Origin of the sequence: Neobacillus sp. GCM10023253, from assembly GCF_042653105.1 — a bacterium.
Taxonomy (GTDB): Bacteria; Bacillota; Bacilli; order Bacillales; family Cytobacillaceae; genus Neobacillus; species Neobacillus citreus.
Genome location: NZ_JBHSHV010000019.1, coordinates 76,213 through 97,999, shown reverse-complemented (window position 1 = coordinate 97,999; position 21,787 = coordinate 76,213). Strand labels below are relative to the sequence as shown.

The following is a 21,787-nucleotide window of genomic DNA, read 5'->3' as shown; positions in this document are numbered from 1 at the left end:
TCACCCCTTATGCACTGGTATTTTAAATGTTAATGTTGTTCCTTCCCCTTCCATACTGTCGATCCCCATTTGAAATTCTTCTCCATAAATCAATTTCATCCTTTGGTAGACGTTTTGCACTCCTATTCCATTAAACGATTGATGACTTTTAACATAGTCATGACGATATGGTTGAAAAACTTTCTCCCTCAATCGCTCTAATGTGAGCTTGTCCATACCTTTCCCATTGTCTGTAATGATGATTTCCAAGTACGTATGACTTTGTTCAATTGCTCTTATATTTATCGTTTCTTTTCTATTATTAAACCCATGAATAATAGCGTTTTCGATGACTGGCTGTAAGAAAAATCTTGGTACTTGGAAACGAGAAGCTGCTTCGTTCACGTTGATCTCCAATTCTACATCATGCTGGTGGCGAAAATTCATTAAATCTACATAATGCCTTACAATCTTTAACTCTTCTTCAAAAGGAATAAATGCGTTATTACGATTGATCGTCATTCTTAGGAGTGCGGATAAAGAATAAATGAGTGAAGCACTGCCGGTATCTCCCTCCATTTTTACTTTTAAACGAATCGCATTTAAAACGTTAAATAAAAAATGCGGGTTGATTTGTGCTTGAAGCATGTCTAATTCAGCATTTCGTTTCGCTTCTTCCTGTATTTTAATCTGTTCAATCATTTCCTCGATGGTATCAAGCATATGATTAAAGCTGTGGCCTAATTGAGCGACGTCATTATTTCCAGGAAGATGGATCCTGGCTGATATGTCACCCTGTTTGATTGCTTTTGTCACATGATGTAATCTTGTGATTGGTTTCGTAAATTCACGCACAAGCAAAATTAATCCAATTAAAAATAAAACTAAAAAACCACCTTGAATCAAAATGGTCGTTCTAGTTACCATATTGATTGAACCAATTGTGTCTTTATATGGGACAAGGCTGACCAATCTCCAATTTGAATAGGATACTGGATAAGAAACCATTAAATGCTTCTCTTCATCATAGTCAACAATTTGATAATGATCGTTCATCACATCGTAGGGTAATTTCATTCCTACCTCATCTTTATCCAAACTTGAATAAATTTCTCCTGTCTTATTGGTCAAATAAAATTTTGCCCTCTTTTCACTTTGAAACTGACTAAAAAGCTTTTTAATCTCATTTTCTTTTAAACTAATAATGATATATGAATTTAAGGAATCAGAACTTTGAATCCTTCTTCCAATCGTAATAAGATACGGGTAAGTTTCTCTATCAGATTTAATGAAGGTTGGATGTGCACCCAGCCAATAGGTTTGGTAAAAACTTAAGTGGTCCAATTTTTCAAACCATGGTTTTTCTTTGAATTGTAAAGGATTAAAATCGATTCGTGAATAATTGGTGTAATATAAGTCATTTTTAAACAAAATGGTAATATACATAGGCATTAATAAATCAGTAATTCCAGACAATTCATTTGATATTCTTATATAATTAAGAGCTATTTCTTGTTTTACGCTGGGTGAATCTGCATCAATTAACTTATGTGATTTTAGTAACTGATTCATGTTCGAATCAAATTGAATATAGTTAGATGTATAGATCATATCGTCAAACATATTCTTTATTCCTAATTCAAGCATCCGTAAATCATCTTCTGATTGTTTGGCTGCACGTTGTTCTAATACGTCTTTCGTAAAATAATTTGAAACGATGTAGGTACTAACCCACGGAAAAAAAATGCAGAGAATGACGGAAATAATTAATCTCGTTCGAAGCGACATTTGCTTTATTTTTTTCCAAAATAACTTCACTGATGATCACCGCTTCCAATAGTTCAAACAATAAAAATAGAGAGAAAACATGTCTGTTTTCTCTCTATTATAGCATGAATATTCTAATTATTTATTAGCATCTACTACGGCTTGTACTTTTTCCTTGATGTTTTTCATGGTTTTATCAAGATTCTGCTCTCCAAGGAGATATAATTCCACCTCAGCACCAAATTCATTATAGGCTTCCGTAATATATGGAGGTGGAGCAATGACTTTACTTGCCTTAACAGAGGTAAGTGCATGCTTCAATGATTCCATATCAATGGCATCAGGTTTTTTGGCTCCATTTACCACTGTTTCTAACGCTTTGTCCATATCTGCTTTCTTCCATGACGGTGTCCAGATTCCTTGTTCCACAATCCCTTCAGTTGTCAACCAACGCATAAATTCATATGCCTCTTGCTTGTGTTTTGAGCTTTTGGCGATTGAAATTAAATCCCCGCCCATCTGTGCTACAGGTTTATCACTTGCCTTATCTTTTGGCCATGGTGCCCAAGCAATTTTAAATTCTGGTGTAAATTGACCCCATTCTGTAATCATAAAACTTCCGGAAGGAACCATTGATGCGGATTGACTAAAGAATTGCTGACGGTAGTCCATTTTTTGCGATAAAATTTCTTCAAATGGAACAGATGATTTATCGACATTTTCTAACTGATTTCGCAGTTCCAGTGATGCGCGCAACATCGGATCAGCTGCGTTCGATGTGCCATCCTCGTGCAAGATCATATTATCTTCTGCTTTACTCATTAATTTTAAAACAGAATGAAAGTTATGCCATGTGTGCAAATATGAACCATAATGACCATCCGTTGTCAGCTTTTTAGCATATTCGGCATAATCATCCCATGTCCAATCAGTCGGAACCTTTAAGCCGGCTTTATCAAGATGTGTCTTATTCAGCATAACGAGCATCGTGACATTTTTCATTGGTAAGCCATAATACTCACCCTTAAAAGCTGGATAGCTATAATTGTATTCTTTAGTAACATCAATGCCTTCTGCTTTAGTAAATTTAGTGATTGGTTCAACGAGTCCTGCATCAATTCTTTTTGCTAAATCTTGAGAATTGTTGAACATAATCAAATCCATATCATCGCCTGCAGAGGCCATCAAATCTAACTGTTTGAAATAATCCACAGAGCTCATGTTTTCTACCAGTGGTATGGATTCGACTTTTATTCCTGGATGCTCTGCTTCATATTTTGCAATGACACTATCCCATTTTCCAACATCCTCATTAATCCAGTGGACAAATTTTAACGTAATTTCCTTTTTAGATGAATTGGATTTAGAATCATTGGATGAAGCTTTATCGTTTCCTGAGCAGGCCGTTAACAGAAATAGTGCAAAAACAACTAACAATATTCCCCATTTTTTCATCTTAATTACCCCCTTTAATTTATTGTTTTATATCAACTCCCTATAAAAATAGAAAGTCCATACCATTTCTACCCTTTTACTCCGCCCAGTTGAATACCTTCGATTACGTTTTTCTGTCCGATAATGAAGATAATCAGTAATGGTAAAATGGCGGAAACAGATGCAGCCATCATTAATGAGTAAACGCTGCCATGTTGATCTGAAAAACTGTTTACACCTAGTTGAATGGTATATAATTCTTTTGTTCTAAGGAAAATTAATGGATTTTGGAAATCATTCCAAGTCCAAATAAAACGTAATATAGCATAAGTTGCAATCGCAGGTCTTACTAATGGTAAGGCGATCGATCTAAAAATTCTAAAATGACCCGCACCATCCATTCGCGCTGATTCTATGATTTCATTACTAATTCCAAGATAGAATTGGCGCAGCATAAAAGTTCCAAATACACTAAAACTATTTAATAGAATAAGACCTGTGTGTGTATCATAAAGACCAAGCCATCTATATAAAAGGAATTGTGTAACTAACAACGTTTGCGGTGGTATCATGAAGGTTGCTAATACGATTAAGAAAATGAAATCTCTTCCTTTAAAATTAATTTTGGCAAACCCATATGCCGCTAAGCATGAAATTGTACATGAAACTAATGTCGTTAAAACCGTTACCTTGATTGAATTCCAGTATAATAGTAGGAACGGCAATGACCCCGTCCAAACTTCTTTATAATTTTCAACCGCATTCCAATGCTTAGGAATCCATTGAATCGGAAAAGTTAATACATCCTCTTCCACTTTCAAAGAAGCAGATATCATCCAAAAGAATGGCATTAGAAAAGCAATTCCAATGAAAACCATAATGATGGTCATGATCAACTTTCTCATATCTAATCTTTCTACCATCTGTACTGCTCCTTTCAGTTTAATAATTCACCCATTTTTTCTGACCAAGAAATTGAATATAAGTAATGATCAAAATAATCAAGAACATGACTAAAGAAATTGCGGAAGCATAGCCTGTTTTTAATTCAATAAATGCTTGCTGATACAAATAAACAACTGGTGTTATGGTCGAATTTGCTGGTCCGCCATTTGTTAAAACGATGATTAGGTCAAATACTTTAAAACTAGAAATTACACCTGTTACAAACAATAAGAATGTAGTAGGTGACACTAATGGGATTGTAATCTTAGTAAATTGAGCCCAAGCACTAGCCCCATCCATTTGTGCTGCTTCGTATAGTTCTTTCGGTATGTTCTGCAAACCGGCCAAGTAAATGATTAAATTAAACCCAATTCCTGTCCAAATCATAATTAACATAACAGAGGGCAAGGCAAAGGTAACGTCTGCGATCCAACCAGGTGGATTCTCAATCCCAAGCGACATCAGTAATTGATTAATAGGGCCTTTCGTTGGATGAAATAGCACCTGAAATACCACTGCAACGGCTACAACGCTCGAAATAAACGGCATAAAATAGATCACCTTGAACAGATCTTTCAAATAAACATGTTTGTTAATAATCACAGCTAAACCAAGAGATAAAATTAATGTAATCGGCACCGCTAAAATTAAGATAATATTATTGATTAAGCCTTTAATAAATAGTGGATTGGAGAGTAATTTCGAGAAGTTTTCAAATCCTACAAATTTAGCATTTTCATAACCTGATACAAAATTCCAATCGGTAAAACTTAACACAAAAGATGCGAGAATTGGAAATACTACCAAGATGGAGGTCCCAATAAACATCGGTGCAATAAATACGTAACCTGATAAATTCTCCTTCCACCCGCTAAAAGCGGCACTTTTTCTTCTTTTTGCCAGCTTGTTTACCTTATTTTTAGTTATTGGTGCAACTTTTGTTTCGGCCTTTACTTCGCTGCCCACGATTTTCACCTCTTTTTCTTTGTAGAAGATTTAGTTATCTTTATTGTAGGTTAAGTATAGTTTTTGATAACGCTTTCAACAATGTGGAATTTTTACATTATTGAGAAAATTTTTACTAGTTTTATCACCTCTCCAATTTCAGATGTAAAATCTCTAGATACTCTATTTAGTTCATGCTTTATTTTTACTTTTCAGGGAAAATTTTTACTTCCTATCGAAAAAGGAAAACTAGTCTTTCTGTGCATGATATATTTATAGAAAAGGAGGGAGCAGCATGCAATTAGGTTCATTTTCAAATGGTATTTATGTGGTTTGTAATTGGATAGCAAGACTAGCTTATTTAAATTTATTATGGATCCTCTTTACTTTAAGCGGATTCGTGATATTTGGTTTTTTTCCAGCTACTATAGCGATGTTAGCTACATTAAGACAGTATCTTTTAAAAAATCATCCACCAGTATTCCAAACTTTTTGGCAATATTATAAAAAGGAGTTCCATAACAGTAATAAATTAGGGTTAATATTCGTTGCGTTCGGCTCTATCTTGTATGTAAATATCACCTTTTTACAATCTGCATCTAATGAAACAGCTGCTTTTCTTTTATATTCCAGTATTATCATGAGTTGTATTTATTTTCTCCTCATTTGTTACACATTGGCTTCTTATGTTGAATTTGATCAACCATTAAGAACACATATTAAAAATGCACTTCTTATTACAATCTACAGTCCGATTCCAAGTCTTTTTATGATTTTTGGAACTGCTGCCATATACTTTGCAGTTGCCACTATATCGGGATTAGGGTTCTTTTTCAGTGTAAGCCTATTAGGTCTTGTGATTCTCTCTTCAGCAAGTCTAGCCTTTAAAAGAATAACAAGAAAACAAGAAGAAATGAGTAATGAAACATAAATCTAATTTTTATATTTCACTTTACGCACACAAAAAGAGGCTGCCACTTATAACAGCCTCTTGTTTTATTTTCTAATATTTTTAAAACCAATCAGAATAACCTAGTTTTCTTAAGTGATTAGCTGAAATCTCCAAGCAATCAAATGGGTCACGGCCATAGGTATCATCTTGTTCTACCAAGAAATACTGTGCCCCGCTTTCAAGGCCTGCTTCCATAATACCTTTAATATCAAGGTTTCCTTCGCCAAGTTCTGCAAATTCAATCGTATTCGTGAATAGGTCAAAGAATTTACCCATATCCTTGAAGTCAATTTCACTTGTATCAATTTGTCCAATACGATAATCCTTCAAGTGCAGGAGTGAGATACGGCCTGTATATTCTTTAACAAATTCTACAGGATTTACGCCCGCTCTTTGAATCCAGTGAACATCTAATTCAAACCCAAGCTTAGTGGTGTTATTCTTAATAATATCCAACAAATACTGACCATCATATTTTTGGAATTCTATGTGGTGTGTGTGGTAATACAATTCAATTCCGTGTTCAGCCAATCTGTTAGCCATTTCTTCAGCCTTCCCAATAAACTCCATGATTTTATCTTTATGACCGATAGCTGTTAATGGCAGCATACCTATACGTAAGAAGTTACAATCCAGGGTCTTGCAGTCGTTTACGATTTTTTCAAAGTCACTTGTCAATGTCTCACCAGGCATTCCAGGAAGCATTGGCTCTACCGCAGCAGAAAGAGCCGCAATCTTAATATCAAAATCTTGACTTGCCCTTTTTATCTCCGCTACGTTCTCTGGAGTCATAGGAATTTGAGAAACTTCAACTGCGTGATAGCCAAGCTCACTTACTTTTCTCATTGTTTCATAGGCACCTAGCTCTTCCACTTTGCCTTTTAGCATCATCATTTGAACGCCGATTTTACCCTTTTTCATTGATTATCCCTCCATTTTAACTGCTTGTTTTATCTCTGAAGATTTACGTATAGCATCAATCATTGAAATAGAAACGAATGCATCCTTCGCATGAACATAATCATGAGAATTTTGGAGAATACATTGATAGAATTGGTTAATGGTTTTGAAATGGCTTGCCCCGTAATAGAATTTTGCACCTGGCAGTTTCGCATCTTCCACCAATACTTCTTTTTTACTTTCTTCTGTTACTCTCACCAAGATGCTGTCTTTGATGTTGAATTTTCCTTTTTCTAACAATACCTCAAGCTCAACGCTTGAATTTTCTGCATTTGCATTAGTAGCAAAGAATAAGCCCTTCGCTCCATGTTTAAAATGGATATGGGCCGATGCCGTATCTTCCACTTCAATTCCATAGTCCAATAATTGATTTACAGATCCTTTAATAGAGTCGATTTCACCGCCAATAAGCTGCATTAAATCGATGGTATGCAATGCTTGGTTAATCATCACACCGCCGCCGGCCAATTCCATTTTGCCGCGCCATGGTTTGGCATCATAATAAGCCTTCGGTCTAAACCAAGCTACCAGACCTTTTACTCCTGTAACCTTGCCGTATTCACCGCTCTTAACGATCTCTAGAAGTGTCTCAAACGTTTCATTGTATCGGTTTTGTAAACACACACCAATTTTAATATCACTATGTTCGTTCTCAAGTCTTACCAGTGCCTGTCCCTCTTCCGCGTTCAAGCCCAACGGCTTCTCTTGAAAAACATGAACACCTTTTTCTACACAAGCTTTTGTTACAGGGTAGTGCAGATAGTGAGGCAGACAGTTATGGACACAATCAAGCGCTTCCTTTTCTAGCATCTCGTGATAATCTGTATAAAAGTTTACGCCAGGTACGGTATCTTTTAAGGATTCATTTATGTCACAAACTGCCACTAGCTCAGTGTTTGGATTTGCTTGTATAGCTGGTATATGAATTTTAGAAATATCTCCAAGTCCTATTACCGCCGTTTTAAGCATATGCTTCTCCCCTTTTTTGAAACGAACTCAAAGCTGCATTAGCATTGAGTTCGTTTAAGGTGATTACTTTCTAACCGGATATTTACCTTCTTCTGCAATCCGTTTATTTAATTCTTCTAGGAATAAATCTTCATCAAATGGTACTTCCACTTCCTTGCCTAACCAGCTTGACAGATGCATCGCATTTGCAAGTCTAACACCATTAATACCGTCGCTGCCTGGTGCTAATAATGGTGTACCTTCTACGATCGCTGAAGCAAAGTCTTCTAATACAGCAATGTGCTGACCGCCCCAAACGCTTTCAAATTCAAGGACTTCCTCAGTGAAAATATCACCTTGACCGCCGCCCATGAAAATACTCATAACATCTTGCATACTCATGGTTGCGCTCATTTCATTTTCAGGCTTATTCAGGCGTTTGATAGTGATTTTTTTACTATCATCTACCACGATTTTTCCTTTATCGCCTAAGATTTCTAAGCGGTCTGTCCCCACTACATCATGCGTACAAGTTACAAATACACCAGTAGCACCATTTCCATAATCAAAAACTGCAGTTACATCGTCTTCAACAACAATATCTCTTTGATAGCCAAAGTTTGCTTTTGAATAAACCTTTTTAGGCATACCGCAAATCCACTGAAGCAAGTCAATTTGGTGCGGCGCTTGGTTTACAAGAACACCGCCGCCTTCTCCGCCCCATGTTGCTCTCCATTCACTTTGATCGTAGTAACCCTGCGGTCTCCACCAAGTAGTGATAATCCAGTTGGTACGGCGAATGCTTCCAATCTCACCATTATCAATAAGTTCTTTTACTTTTTTATAAAGCGGGTTTGTACGCTGGTTAAAGAAGATTGCAAACTTAACTTCAGGCTTTGTCGCTGCAAAGTCGTTTAGCTCTTTCACTTGTTTTGTATATACACCAGCCGGTTTTTCCACTAATGCATGGATGTTTCGTTTTAGTGCTTCAATTCCCATTTCAGGATGGAGGTAATGCGGAACAGTTGTAACGACTGCATTAACGTCACCGCTTTCAAGCATATCGATATAATTATCATAAAAAGGCACATCTGGATAAGTTTCTTGTGCTACTTGTTTTTTAGCCGGGTCATTATCACAAATTGCACCAATTACCATATTTTTAACTTTGCCTTCTGAAATGAATTTAGCGTACATACCACCTTCTGCGCCTAAACCAATAATCCCTAATTTTACTTGTTCCATTTTTACCGTTCCTCGCTTTCAATTTTTTTAAGAATTTCTAAAAGTGCTTCATATTGAAGTTTATAGCCGCCTGCACCATCAAGCCCTTTGTTGTCCTTAATGATCTCGGCCGCATCTTCAAGCTCTAAATCCTTTAATGAATCAAAGAGAACCAAATGAGGCTCTAGTGTTAAAAAGCCTTTGTAGCCCGCTTTAATAAATTGGCAGAGGAGTTCAGGAATTTTCCCTTCACCTGTACCGCAGACAACATTTTGATTATCTGTAGTAACCGCATCTTTGATGTGAATATAAACCACTTCATCCTTTAATAATTCATAGCATTCCTGGGTATCTTCACCGCATTGGACGAAGTTGGCAAAATCAAATATCGCCTTAAAGTACGGAGAATTAACCTCTTTTAATATCTCATGACAGCGTCGTGCGATATCTCCGAAAATATCCTTTTCATTTTCATGCAATAAAATGACATTGTATTCCTTCGCAATCGCTGCATATTCCTTTATTTTGCGAATAACATCATCGCGGTAAATATCAGGGTTGTCACCCTTTGGAATATAAAAACTAAAAATACGAATATATTTGCAGTCCAACAGATTGCTAATCTGGCATAGGGTTTCAAGCATTTCTTTTTGTTTTGCAAAGCCTTCTTCATCATTGATGAAGACCTTGCCAATAGGAGATCCAATCGATGATACAGCTATTCCCGCTTTTTCAAGACGCGGAAGGACATTTTCTTTAATCTCAGCAACGGTAAAGTCACCGATGTTTTTCCCATCAATGCCCCGCAAAGATAAATAACGCATGCCTAGATTTGAAACAACCTCAAGCTGTGTATCAAAATCTGATGAAATTTCATCTGAAAATCCTGAGATCAATAAATCTTGATTCATTTATAGCGACTCCTCCTTATTGCTGTGTTGCTGGTTGTAGTTTATTTTTTCGATAGTGTGACGGTGTAATGCCCACCTTTTCTTTAAAAAAGCGGCTAAAATGTGCAAGACTTTCAAACCCCGATGCACTAGATACTTCAGCTAAGGATAGATCTGGTTCCATTTCTAACAAGAACTTCACTTGGTTAAGCCTGCAGCCCATTACATATTCCATCACAGTAAAACCTGTGACTTCTTTAAAAACATGCGATACATAATATTTGCTTAAACTAAGCTCGGACGAAATACGGTCCAAACTAATTTTCTCTGTATAGTGGTCTCTTATCCAAGAAGCAATTTCCTCTACATGTACTTCCTTTTCTGTCTTCCTGCTGTTTACTTGCGCTAGCTCCTTCTTACTCATTTTATAGATAGCAAGCAGCAACTGAGTCAGCTCAAGCTTCACTTCAGCTTCTAATAGTTCACTCTTTTTACCCATACGCTGAAGCTCTTCATCGATTTCGGTTAGAAGCCCCGATATTTTTTTCATCTGCCCGTCCACATATTGGCCATTTTCATCATAGCGTGTACGTAGAAGCGGGTTGTTCAATTTTTTAAACGGCATTAACAAATTCGGTATTCCGAGTGTGGAAATCAAATCAGACAGCCATGTTGGAGAAAAATGAAGCACACTTCTCGTATAGATGCTCTCACCCCAGGGGTTGGCTTTATGCAAGGTCATGCCATCCAAAAGAATAATATCACCGGGTACTAGCTCATAGATCCGATTATTAATTAAATACTTACAATCACCACCGCAGAAAAAATAAATCTCATACTCGTGATGTGAGTGAAACTGAAAAGTATAGGATTCCACTCCGCGCATTCGATAAGATGCATAAATCCATTCATCTAATACTTTTCTTTTATATGGCAGGGAAATTAAATCTTCCACAGCTCTCACGCCTTCCCTAGTAGTAAGCGTTATCAAAGCTTACTTATATTTTACGCCTTAAGCTTGAGAAAAACATTCTCTGAAACTGCCTTCATTCTTATTAAATTTGACTGATATTGCTTTTTGTATTTTAGTTTAAGTAAAAAAAGAGACAAAACCATCCATTTGTTTGGAGGTTTTGTCTCTTTTTAGGTGAAAAAAGGAAGCTTATTCCATCCAGTTTGTATGGAAAGTACCTTCTTTGTCAATACGCTGGTACGTGTGGGCACCAAAGTAATCACGCTGTGCCTGCAATAGGTTCGCAGGAAGTGTTTCGGTACGGTAGCTGTCATAGTAAGCAATCGCACTTGCAAAAGATGGCACCGGAATACCGCGTTCAATTGCCAAGGATAGCACTTGACGTAGTGATTGCTGATAGCCTTCCACAATTTCCTTAAAGTATGGATCTAATAACAGGTTCTTCAATTCTGGGTCGCGATCGTAAGCATCTTTAATTTTTTGCAGGAATTGGGCACGAATGATACAGCCGCCGCGGAAAATCATTGCGATATCCCCATAGCGAAGATTCCAATCGTACTCTTCAGATGCTGAGCGCATTTGTGCAAAGCCTTGTGCGTAAGAGCAAATTTTACTCATGTATAATGCCTTACGAACCGCTTCAATCAACTCTTCTTTATTGCCCTCAAATGATTTTGCCTCAGGCCCATTCAATACTTTGCTTGCCTTTACACGTTCCTCTTTCATCGCTGAAATAAAGCGCGCAAATACAGATTCAGTAATAAGCGGCAGCGGTACACCTAAATCTAAAGCATTTTGGCTTGTCCATTTACCAGTACCTTTTTGGCCGGCAGTATCCATGATGACATCAACCATTGGCTTTCCAGTTTCTTCATCCACTTTTGTAAAAATATCAGCGGTAATTTCAATTAAATAACTGTCTAGTTCGCCTTTATTCCACTCGGCAAATACTTGATGAAGCTCCTCTGCATTTAAACCAAGGACATTCTTAAGGATAAAGTATGCTTCACAAATTAGCTGCATATCGCCGTACTCGATGCCATTATGAACCATTTTCACATAGTGTCCTGCCCCATTCGGACCGATATACGTACAGCATGGGTCACCTTCGACTTTTGCAGAGATGGCTTCTAAAATCGGTTTGACAAGCTCATAAGCTTCCTGTTTACCACCAGGCATAATCGAAGGTCCTTTTAATGCGCCTTCTTCCCCGCCGGATACGCCAGTTCCGATAAAATGGTATCCTGCTGACGCTAGTTCCTTATTCCTTCTGATGGTGTCCTGGAAGAATGTATTTCCGCCATCGATCAGAATATCGCCTTCCTCAAGAAATGGCTTTAAAGAGTCGATTGTGGCATCGGTAGCAGTACCTGCTTTAACCATTAATAAAATTTTGCGAGGCTTTTCTAAAGAGTTAACAAATTCCTCGACAGTGCGGGCACCAACAAAGTTTTTACCCTCTGCTTCATTTTTCAAAAATTCCTCTGTTTTTTCGTAAGAGCGGTTAAAGACTGCAACGGAATACCCTCTGCTTTCAATATTTAAAGCAAGATTTTTCCCCATTACAGCTAATCCAACTACACCAATTTGTTGCTTTGACATATGACAATCTCCCTCCGTTTATCGGTTTGGGCTCGCGGGCACCATTAATATACCATCCATAATAGCGTTTTAAGCAAAGAACATCAAGAAAGGCATTTCTAAATTATCGCTGTAAGAAATACTTCTCTGCATTGTGATAGCCAATATTTCTAACCATTTGCTCCATAAACTCCTGATTATTTGGCGCTAAGCCTCTTTCCACCCATTCTCCCAGAATGTTGCAGAGGATTCGACGGAAATAATCATGCCTTGCGTAAGATAGGAAACTGCGGGAATCTGTCAGCATACCAATAAAGTGGCTTAATAACCCAACATTTGCAAGATCCTTCATTTGTTTTTCCATTCCATCGATATGATCGAGGAACCACCAGCCTGAACCAAATTGAACCTTACCCGGAATACCCTCTTCATAGAAATTACCCATCATGCCAGCAAGAACAACATTATCCTTCTGGTTTAAGTTAAACAATACCGTTCTTGGCAATGCATTCTGTACGTCAAGAGCATCAAGAAAGCGGGAGATGCCTTCAGCAAAATTGGTTTCGCCAACAGAATCAAAACCTGTATCAGGACCAAGCAGATTTTTCATTTTCGTATTATTGCTGCGCATGGCTCCCATATGAAGCTGCATGACCCATTGTTTTTCCGCATACATTTTTCCAAGCTCCGTCAATAGGAACGCTCTATATAGAGTGATTTCTTCTTCATCAAGCTCTTCACCATTGAACTTCTTATCAAAAATTGGTGAAATCTCTTCTTTAGTCGTTTGTACATATTCCATTTTTTGAATATCATGGTCAGATGCTCGGCCGCCATTTTCATGGAAGTAATCAACCCGCTGTTTTAATGCTTGTAAAAACGAATCTAAAGAGTCCACCTTAATCCCGGATACTTCCGATAATGTTTCAAGCCATGTTTTAAAGGTTGGCCGCTCAATGAAAAGGGCACCGTCAGGACGGAAGGTTGGCGCAATGATGGCCTTAAACGTTTCATCCTTCTTCAACAATTGGTGGTATTCAAGAGTTGAAACTGGGTCATCTGTAGTACCGATAAATTTTACATTAGATCGTTCGATGAAGGCTCTTGGCCTGAATTCCGGCTTCTCGAGTTTTTCATTGCACTCGTCAAAAATTTCACGGGCGGTTTCCGGATTAAGAACCTTCTCGATTCCAAAAAACATTTTTAATTCCATATGTGTCCAATGATAAAGCGGGTTGCCAATTAAATGAGGCACTGTTTCCGCCCAGGCAGCAAACTTCTCCCAGTCATCAGCGTCGCCTGTAATGAACCTTTCGCCAATACCATGCATACGCATGGCTCTCCATTTATAATGGTCGCCGCCAAGCCACACTTCCGTAATGCTTCGATATGGTTTGTTTTCCCAAACCTCTTGGGGATTTAAATGGCAGTGAAAGTCAAAGATTGGCAATCCCTGCGCGGCATTTTCATAAAGTCCCTTAGCTGTTTCGGTATTTAATAAGAAATGATTATCTAAAAAAGCTTTCATTCTATTCCCTCCCAATAGTAAAGCTTTAGCTGTAAACCCTTTCAATTACGCTAAAAAAATTCAAAAAATACATATAGTTTAGTTTAATTTGTTTATTAAACTAATTAATTACAAGTATAAATTATCATGTTTATCTTAATTCGTCAATGAAGGAAATCAATAATATGTTTTTCCGCCATTTAATAATTTGATATAATAGAAATACTTATAAAAGTGTATAAAATGGAGGAACTCAATGATTACCGGTGATGCGGCATATATAAAAAAAATAAATCGTTCCTTAATCATTAAGGAAATTGTAAAAGCAGGAATGATTTCCCGCGCAGATATATCCAAAGTGACTGACCTGACGAGAGCTACCATTTCTGCCCAGGTTGCTGACCTTTTGGATGAAGGACTGATTATTGAGACACAGCTTGAGCATTTTTCTGTCGGAAGAAAGCCGATTATGCTTTCATTAAACAGCCATGCAGGCTATGCCCTTGGAATCGACCTTGATTATGGTCAAATATCCTTTACGTTATCAGACCTGCTGGGTCATCCTGTTACATCTACTATTATTAAAATAAACACAACAGACTATGCAGAGATTCTTCATATATTAGTTGAGCAAATTAAAAAATATAAAGCGGAATACACTGACAGCCACTACGGAATTGTCGGAATTGTCATTGCCATCCATGGCCTTGTTGGGAAGGACGAAGTGGTTCATTTTGTACCACGACTTGGATGGGAGGATATTCATTTAAAAACCGATCTTGAAAATGAAATTGATATCGATGTTTATCTTGAAAACAATGCCAACCTAAGCTCTTTTGCAGAACGGGTATTTTTCCACCATGAAACAGATAACCTGCTTTGTGCCACTCTCTATTCTGGAATTGGAATGGGAATGATGATGAAAAATGACTTCTTCCGCGGGCATGATGGCTTTGCTGGTGAGATTGGCCATATGATTGTTGTCCCTGAAGGCAGGCCATGCAACTGCGGCAATAAAGGATGCTGGGAGAAGTACGCCTCAGAATCAAGTATATTCGAGTATCTATCCGAAAAAAGACAAATGAAAAACCTATCCTATGAGGATATTCAAAAATGGCTTGATGAAGGTGACCAAGAAGTACACGAGCAGCTGGAACAGTTACTCTACTATCTCTCCGTCGGCTTAAATAATATGATTAATATTTACAATCCTGATGTCCTTGTGCTCGACAGTGAACTTCTAAGGATGTATCCGGATGCTCTTGATAAAATTAAGAGAAATTTACATTCGTCTATTAGTCATTACCGTGAGTTATCCATTTCTTCAATTGGGAAAAAGTCTTGCGTATTAGGTGCATGTGCCCTTGCGATTAAACATTTCCTTGGTGTTCCGATGCTGAATTTACCATTTGAACAGCAGGAGAATGAAACCGTTTCCTAACCCCCCCTTTAAAAAGGGGGTTTTTTTGCAAAAAAAAGAAGATAGCTAAGTTCCCTTAACTATCTTCTATCATTCATATTAAGAAGCTTTTCTCTTTTCAGCCAAATCAATAGCAAGCTGTTGTGTTTTTTTCTTATTTAATGGATATAGGAATACAAGAATTAAGAAAATTACAAGTAGAGTAACTGCCGGAACCAATGTGGCGAGTGTATGAATTCCATTCAATGTTTCCTGTGTTTGCGCCTTAAGAGTTGCATTATAACCAACTGATGCAATCGCAAAACCACCCACACCACCAGCAATCGCTTGTCCTACTTTACGGGCAAAGGAATAGATTGAATAAACAGTTCCATCTTCACGTAAACCAGTCAGGTATTCATGATAATCGATAACGTCAGTTACAAATGCCCAAACGACTAAGTTAAATAATCCGTAGCCAAACATGGCAATCGCTAAAATCCCAATAAATTGGTTTGCATTAAGGTTTGGAAGCAGATATAAAACGCCATATACAACAGCTGCGAGTAACAACCCTGCAGCAGCAACTTCTTTTTTCCCGAATTTAGCTACTAATGGCTTAACCAATGGCATTCCCACAAATACTGCTACAGATTGAATAAGACCAACCATACTTAAAGCTTTGGCATTGCCAAAATAATCTTTAAACAAGTAAACGTTTACTGCACCGATTAACATAAATGTCACCATGAAAGCCAATGATGCAATCAAAATCCACAGTAAAGGTTTGTTTTTTGCAAGGCCCTTTAATGTTTGACCTAAATTCACTTTTTCCTTTTTTGAATCAGTGATTGTAATACGTTCTACTGACATTTTGTAGCAAGCCATATAACAAGCAATGGCAAGTACTCCAAAAATGATGGCCCCTAATAAAAAGTGATTGGCATCAGCTTTATTATTGACAAACAGAATCATTGGACCAACTACGTTAATGATTAAACCAGCTAGGTTTCCTCCTAATGTTCTCCAACTTGATAGTGAAGTACGTTCAACTGGATCACCTGTAATTACAGAAGCCATTGATCCATACGGAATATTAACGGTGCTATATAATGTTCCCCATAATATATACGTTACAAATGCATATGCTTCATAAAATCCTGTAGACATTCCCGGAATGTGTACAAACATTAACACCCCAGTGACGACAAGCGGAAATGACATTCTAAAAATCCATGGTCTGAACTTGCCATTTTTTCCAGATTTTCTTGTATCAATAAAACGTCCCCAAGAAACATCGGCTACGGCATCCCATAGGCGGGCAACTAAGAAAAGGGTTCCTACAAAAGCAGGATTTAGACCATAAACATCTGTGTAATAAACCATTAAGAATGATGCTACTAAAATAAAGAAGAAATCGTTTCCAAAATCACCAAACAAATAACCTAATTTATCTTTCATTCCAAACGGACGAACTGCTGCTTTTTCTACATTAAAATCTGGTGCTTGTACTTTGGCACTCTGAGCCATGTTTCTTCCCTCCATAGTCTTTTATTTGTAATCCTTTTCATAAATGTTTAAAAATAATTTGTTCATCTCGAGATTGGTTTATACTTCCATTAATTTGTTTAATGAACTAACAAATTAATTTCTGTATTTGTAGAATACCACCGTCGACTTTTTTCGTCAATAACTTTTTGTAAGCGCTAATATAAAAAAATTTACCAATTCATATGTTGAAAACTATAATGGTCACCTAATGTTCAAGAACTTCACCTATTGTTCAAAATTGAGCAAAGTAAATTTCTTATAATAGAAGTAATGAAATCATTTAAACAGATGGGTTGTGTGTTGATGGAGAAATTACTTTATATTACCGCAAATCCAAAGGGTCTTGAAAAATCAAAAGGGTTGCAAATTGGGGAGGCTTTTCTCGAATCCTTTATAAATGAAAGGCCGGATGTAGAAATTAAGAGAATGGATTTGTTCCAATTAGATTTTGTCCAAATGGATGCCGATTTAGTATTTGCACGCGGAAAATTAGCAGGATACGGCTATACATTAGACCAGCTTTCAGAAAGCGAAAGGGAAAAAATCCTTAAAATGCACGCTCTTGCAGATGAATTTATTGTATTTGACTACTATGTCTTTGTTTCACCATTATGGAATTTAAATTCACCTGCGGTCTTGAAAGCATTCCTCGATAATCTGTTTATTGCAGGAAAAACCTTCACCCATACTCCTAACGGACCAAAAGGACTATTATCAGGGAAAAAGGCGATTCATATTCAAACCCGCGGCGGCCAATATACAGGTTCCCCTATCCAGGAATTAGAGTCTGGAGACCGTTATTTAAAAATTGCCCTTAACTTCCTAGGAATTGACGTCATGAATAGTGTCATTGCTGAGGGTTTGGACCTTTATCCGCAAAAGGTACCGGAAATTGTTGCCGCTGCCAAAGAAAAAGCACGTTTAGCCGCGAAGGAAATTACGGGCATTTCTCAGCCTGTCCTCCAATAATATGAATAGCTTCCCTTCTATTGGGAAGCTATTTTTGTATAAAAATTTCCCGGAAAATGTCGAAGCTCAACAGGCTTATTTCTTTATTTTTTGTAAAAATTTCCCTTCTTATAGTATAATCGGATTATAGGAACGAACCACTCCTGACCAAAAGAACATAGTAGCGGAGATTTCCGTTTTGTAACAAAATAAGACCTGGCAGAAGCCCGGTCTTATTGATTTAAATCATAGAAAATCTTCACGCTGTGGTGTAAAAACATCCAATATAATCGAGTCATCTTCAAGCGCTTTAACACCATGCATAGTATTTGAAGGGATGTAGATGCTGTCCCCTTTCACCACTTGCTGGACGTTTCCATCCAAATTGAACTCAAAACTTCCTTGAACAATATAACTTACCTGTTCGTGCGGGTGGGAGTGGATCGCACCAATGGCATCCTTTTGGAAGCTTACTTCTGTCATCATCAGGCTTCCGCCCCTTCCCAAAAGCTTCCTTTTGGCACCTTCTCCTGCTTCCACAGAATTTTCCTTATTTCCAAAGTAAAACAAGTCAATCACCTCAACATTACATCTTTATCTTGTAGCTTCTACCCTGCCTGCGATAATGGAATTGATCTCCTCAAGAGATGGATTCCCTTCCCAATCACCTTTAAATTGAGTTGCCAACGCTCCTAAAATATTGGCCCTGGTTAAAGCCATTTCTAGGGCTGACGGAGTCAAAGCAGCCTCATTATCTAAATACACAGAGAGGAACCCTGCTGCAAACGCATCACCAGCCCCGACCGTATCAATGACCTGTGTGACTACATGTGGGGCTGCTTTAACAGAATCGCCGTTGATAAAGCCAATCGAACCTTCGGCACCAAGCTTCAAGACAACTACTTTCGGCCCCATTTGCAGGAAACTCTCGCCATATTCTTCAATGGATTGTTGACCTAAAAGGAACTCTGCTTCCTCCACGCCTGGCAGAAACACATCACATAACGGGATAAGCGAAAGTAAAACACTCCGCGCCTTCTCCTCACTCCAGAGCTTTCTCCGTAAATTCGGGTCAAAAGAAATGGTCAGTCCCATATCCTTGGCCATTTCCATTGCTTTTCGGATAGCTTCGGCAGCATTTTCACTTAAGGCCGGCGTTATTCCTGTTACATGCAAATGATTGACACCATCAAACCACTCTTTTTGCACATCTTCTGGCTGAAGATTGCTAGCGGCTGAGTTTTTCCGATAATAATAAACGGTTGGATCCCCATAGCTTTTACTTTCTTTAAAATAAACCGCCGTAGGTTTTTCCGCATCACGGAGGGCATAGGATACATCTACTCCCTCTCCGCCAAGTGTTGACAAAATAAAGTCACCAAACGGATCTTTCCCTAGTTTACTGACCCATCTAACCTTCTTGCCTAAACGCGTCAGGGTGATGGCAACATTTGATTCGGCACCTGCAAGGGACTTTGTAAAAAGCGGCTCATACTTAATCCCTTTTTCACCGATTGTTTGAAAAAGAACCATGCTTTCCCCAATTGTCAGTACATCCGTACGGTTATTTGGCTGCATGTACCTGCACCTCTTTAGCTAGTCTAGTATACGCTGCAGCTAATTGTGTAATTTGCTCAAAATCACCTTTTTTAATTAACTCATTGTTTACTAGATTTCCACCGAGGCCAACAGCAATGGCTCCGTAGCCCAAAACCTCTTTGATATTGTCCAGATTCACTCCGCCTGTTACCATCATGGGAATATGGTTAAGCGGTCCTCTGATATCTTTAATATATTTCACACCCATTGAGCCGACTGGGAAAACCTTAACAGCGCTTGCCCCGAGGCGATACGCCCGGACAATCTCAGTAGGAGTCAACGTTCCAGGCCAAACTTCCACACCTTGTTCAAGTCCGTATGCCAATACCTCTTCATCCAGGTTTGGCGACACAATATATTCTGCACCTGCCTGAACCGCTTCCTTTGCCATCTCAAGGTCCAAAACGGTTCCCGCACCAATTCGTAATTGACTGCCAAATTTCCCTTTCAGATCATGAATCATATTAAGGGCGCCATCAGTGTTTAATGTCACTTCTAAAAATGAAACTCCGCCTGCTGCCAGGGCTTTGGCTGTGTCTTCGCCGCTGCCGTTTGGAATGCCGCGAATAATTGCCACAATTTTTTCTTGTTTTAATAACGAAACTAAGTTTTGCTCCATTGAAAACTGCCTCCATTACTGAGTTCTTTTCCGCAAAAGGATATTGACTCTATTTTATCAAAGCTTATAATGTTACACCCGTTTTAAAAATAGCAATCTCTCTAAAGTCATTTTTCTCATTGTTTACAAATTCACCGCTCGCCACTTTAATCACATAGTCAATAAACTCCCTTAGAACAACATCGGCTGACTTCTCGAGCAATACACCGGCATCAAAGTCAATCCAATGAGGCTTCGCTTCAAATAGCGGGGTATTGGTCGAAATCTTCATGGTTGGAACATAAGTGCCAAACGGTGTTCCCCGTCCTGTTGTAAAGAGAACTATTTGACAGCCGGCCGAAGCCAGCGCAGATGCGGCAACAAGGTCATTTCCTGGGGCGCTCAACAGGTTTAGTCCTTTTTTCTTTAATCTTTCGCCATATTTTAACACATCCGTCACAGTGGAAGTGCCCGCTTTTTGTGTACAACCGAGCGATTTATCCTCAAGGGTAGTGATCCCGCCCGCTTTATTCCCTGGTGATGGATTTTCATACACAGGCTGATTGTTGGCGATAAAGTATTGTTTAAAGTCATTGATTAATTCAACCGTTTTTTCAAAAACCTCTTTATTTTCTGCCCGTTCCATTAGAATCGTTTCCGCCCCGAACATTTCAGGCACCTCAGTTAACACTGTGGTTCCTCCCTGGGCAGCAAGGAAATCTGACAGTCTTCCAAGCAATGGATTGGCCGTGATTCCTGATAGGCCATCTGAACCCCCACATTTCAATCCAATTTTTAGTTCGGATAATGGGACCTCTTCGCGCTTATCGCTTTTGGCATTTTCATAGATTTCCTTTAAAAGCTTAACTCCTTCCTCAATCTCGTTGCCAACCTCTTGGGAAGCGAGGAATTTCACACGGCCTTCATCAAATTCGCCAAGGCTTTCCTTAAATTCATATAAGTTATTATTTTCACAGCCAAGTGCTAACACGAGGACGCCGCCAGCATTAGGATGAAGGGCTGCATCCTGCAAAATAGTCCTTGTGTTGTGATGGTCGTCGCCAAGCTGGGAGCAGCCATAATTGTGCTTTAATACCAGGACATTTTCAAACGGGCTGATTTCGCCCACTTCCTTTTGGAAACGCTTGATGATCGTTTCTGCGACACCGTTGACGCAGCCAACAGTCGGAACGATCCACAATTCATTGCGGATTCCGACGGTACCGTTTTTCCGCCTGAAGCCTTTAAAGGTCCGGTTCTCATTTTTATAAGGATTTTCGGCTAGCTTCTGGCTAAATTGATAGTCTTTTATTCCATCAAGATTGGTTTTTGTATTTTGTGTATGAACATGCTCACCGGCAGACATTACTTTTGTGGCATGCCCGATTGGATAGCCATATTTCACGATAAATTCATTTTCTTGAATGTCCTTAACAGCAATCTTATGTCCACGTGTCAGGTCATCTTTAAGCTCAATCTCACGCCCATTGACCGAAATGGATTGGCCTTTTTGTAAATCCTGCAATGCAACAACAACATTATCATTTTCATTAATCTGGATAAATTCCAACATTGCTTAAATCCCCC

At 38.4% G+C, this 21,787-nt stretch carries 19 protein-coding genes; 3 read left to right on the top strand and 16 right to left on the bottom strand.

Going from position 1 to position 21,787, the window contains the following annotated elements; all coding sequences use genetic code 11:
- The 4 genes from ACFPA1_RS21735 to ACFPA1_RS21720 all read right to left on the bottom strand — a co-directional run bounded on the left by ACFPA1_RS21735 (position 1) and on the right by ACFPA1_RS21720 (position 5,091).
- Positions 1 to 1,797, bottom strand: coding sequence for a sensor histidine kinase (locus ACFPA1_RS21735; RefSeq protein ID WP_378585498.1), 1,797 nt, complete (start codon positions 1,795 to 1,797; stop codon positions 1 to 3).
- An 87-nt stretch (positions 1,798 to 1,884) separates the two neighbouring features.
- Positions 1,885 to 3,201, bottom strand: coding sequence for an ABC transporter substrate-binding protein (locus ACFPA1_RS21730; protein WP_378585495.1), 1,317 nt, complete (start codon positions 3,199 to 3,201; stop codon positions 1,885 to 1,887).
- 68 nt (positions 3,202 to 3,269) lie between these two features.
- Positions 3,270 to 4,103, bottom strand: a complete 834-nt coding sequence (locus ACFPA1_RS21725) for a carbohydrate ABC transporter permease (protein WP_378585493.1) — start codon at positions 4,101 to 4,103, stop codon at positions 3,270 to 3,272.
- A gap of 19 nt (positions 4,104 to 4,122) precedes the next feature.
- Positions 4,123 to 5,091, bottom strand: coding sequence for a carbohydrate ABC transporter permease (locus ACFPA1_RS21720; RefSeq protein WP_378585491.1), 969 nt, complete (start codon positions 5,089 to 5,091; stop codon positions 4,123 to 4,125).
- 274 nt (positions 5,092 to 5,365) lie between these two features.
- Here ACFPA1_RS21720 and ACFPA1_RS21715 point away from each other — a divergent pair, with 274 nt between their 5' ends.
- Positions 5,366 to 6,001, top strand: coding sequence for a YesL family protein (locus tag ACFPA1_RS21715; RefSeq protein WP_378585488.1), 636 nt, complete (start codon positions 5,366 to 5,368; stop codon positions 5,999 to 6,001).
- Between the two features lie 81 nt (positions 6,002 to 6,082).
- Here the strand turns inward: ACFPA1_RS21715 and ACFPA1_RS21710 are convergent, their stop codons facing one another.
- The 7 genes from ACFPA1_RS21710 to uxaC all read right to left on the bottom strand — a co-directional run bounded on the left by ACFPA1_RS21710 (position 6,083) and on the right by uxaC (position 14,126).
- Complete coding sequence (locus ACFPA1_RS21710) at positions 6,083 to 6,943, bottom strand: sugar phosphate isomerase/epimerase family protein (protein ID WP_378585486.1); 861 nt, start codon at positions 6,941 to 6,943, stop codon at positions 6,083 to 6,085.
- Between the two features lie 3 nt (positions 6,944 to 6,946).
- On the bottom strand, positions 6,947 to 7,951 hold the full coding sequence (locus ACFPA1_RS21705; RefSeq protein WP_378585484.1) for a Gfo/Idh/MocA family protein: 1,005 nt from the start codon (positions 7,949 to 7,951) through the stop codon (positions 6,947 to 6,949).
- 63 nt (positions 7,952 to 8,014) lie between these two features.
- Positions 8,015 to 9,175, bottom strand: coding sequence for a Gfo/Idh/MocA family protein (locus tag ACFPA1_RS21700; RefSeq protein ID WP_378585482.1), 1,161 nt, complete (start codon positions 9,173 to 9,175; stop codon positions 8,015 to 8,017).
- 2 nt (positions 9,176 to 9,177) lie between these two features.
- The gene (locus ACFPA1_RS21695) at positions 9,178 to 10,065 is read right to left on the bottom strand and encodes a sugar phosphate isomerase/epimerase family protein (RefSeq protein WP_378585479.1); all 888 of its coding nucleotides are present in this window, start codon (positions 10,063 to 10,065) and stop codon (positions 9,178 to 9,180) included.
- 16 nt (positions 10,066 to 10,081) lie between these two features.
- On the bottom strand, positions 10,082 to 10,999 hold the full coding sequence (locus tag ACFPA1_RS21690) for an AraC family transcriptional regulator (protein ID WP_378585476.1): 918 nt from the start codon (positions 10,997 to 10,999) through the stop codon (positions 10,082 to 10,084).
- Between the two features lie 207 nt (positions 11,000 to 11,206).
- Complete coding sequence (gene gndA, locus ACFPA1_RS21685; protein WP_213141148.1) at positions 11,207 to 12,619, bottom strand: NADP-dependent phosphogluconate dehydrogenase; 1,413 nt, start codon at positions 12,617 to 12,619, stop codon at positions 11,207 to 11,209.
- A gap of 103 nt (positions 12,620 to 12,722) precedes the next feature.
- On the bottom strand, positions 12,723 to 14,126 hold the full coding sequence (uxaC, locus tag ACFPA1_RS21680; RefSeq protein ID WP_378585473.1) for a glucuronate isomerase: 1,404 nt from the start codon (positions 14,124 to 14,126) through the stop codon (positions 12,723 to 12,725).
- 235 nt (positions 14,127 to 14,361) lie between these two features.
- Between uxaC and ACFPA1_RS21675 the strand changes: the two genes are divergently transcribed.
- Positions 14,362 to 15,546 carry an ROK family transcriptional regulator gene (locus ACFPA1_RS21675; protein ID WP_378585470.1) on the top strand — a complete coding sequence of 395 codons (1,185 nt, stop codon included), beginning with the start codon at positions 14,362 to 14,364 and terminating at the stop codon, positions 15,544 to 15,546.
- Positions 15,547 to 15,624: 78 nt separating this feature from the next.
- Here ACFPA1_RS21675 and ACFPA1_RS21670 read toward each other — a convergent pair whose 3' ends face one another.
- Positions 15,625 to 17,034, bottom strand: a complete 1,410-nt coding sequence (locus ACFPA1_RS21670) for an MFS transporter (RefSeq protein WP_378585467.1) — start codon at positions 17,032 to 17,034, stop codon at positions 15,625 to 15,627.
- A gap of 324 nt (positions 17,035 to 17,358) precedes the next feature.
- Here ACFPA1_RS21670 and ACFPA1_RS21665 point away from each other — a divergent pair, with 324 nt between their 5' ends.
- Entirely contained in the window at positions 17,359 to 18,024 is a 666-nt protein-coding gene (locus tag ACFPA1_RS21665) for an FMN-dependent NADH-azoreductase (protein ID WP_378585465.1), read from the top strand.
- Positions 18,025 to 18,249: 225 nt separating this feature from the next.
- Here the strand turns inward: ACFPA1_RS21665 and ACFPA1_RS21660 are convergent, their stop codons facing one another.
- From ACFPA1_RS21660 to ACFPA1_RS21645, 4 genes are all read right to left on the bottom strand, one after another.
- Complete coding sequence (locus tag ACFPA1_RS21660; protein WP_378585462.1) at positions 18,250 to 18,573, bottom strand: cupin domain-containing protein; 324 nt, start codon at positions 18,571 to 18,573, stop codon at positions 18,250 to 18,252.
- Between the two features lie 24 nt (positions 18,574 to 18,597).
- Positions 18,598 to 19,581, bottom strand: a complete 984-nt coding sequence (locus ACFPA1_RS21655) for a sugar kinase (protein ID WP_378585460.1) — start codon at positions 19,579 to 19,581, stop codon at positions 18,598 to 18,600.
- The gene (locus tag ACFPA1_RS21650; protein WP_378585457.1) at positions 19,568 to 20,221 is read right to left on the bottom strand and encodes a bifunctional 4-hydroxy-2-oxoglutarate aldolase/2-dehydro-3-deoxy-phosphogluconate aldolase; all 654 of its coding nucleotides are present in this window, start codon (positions 20,219 to 20,221) and stop codon (positions 19,568 to 19,570) included. The genes ACFPA1_RS21655 and ACFPA1_RS21650 overlap by 14 nt, the downstream gene beginning before the upstream one ends.
- Before the next feature lie 64 nt (positions 20,222 to 20,285).
- Complete coding sequence (locus ACFPA1_RS21645; RefSeq protein ID WP_378585455.1) at positions 20,286 to 21,773, bottom strand: UxaA family hydrolase; 1,488 nt, start codon at positions 21,771 to 21,773, stop codon at positions 20,286 to 20,288.
- Positions 21,774 to 21,787: the final 14 nt, after the last annotated feature.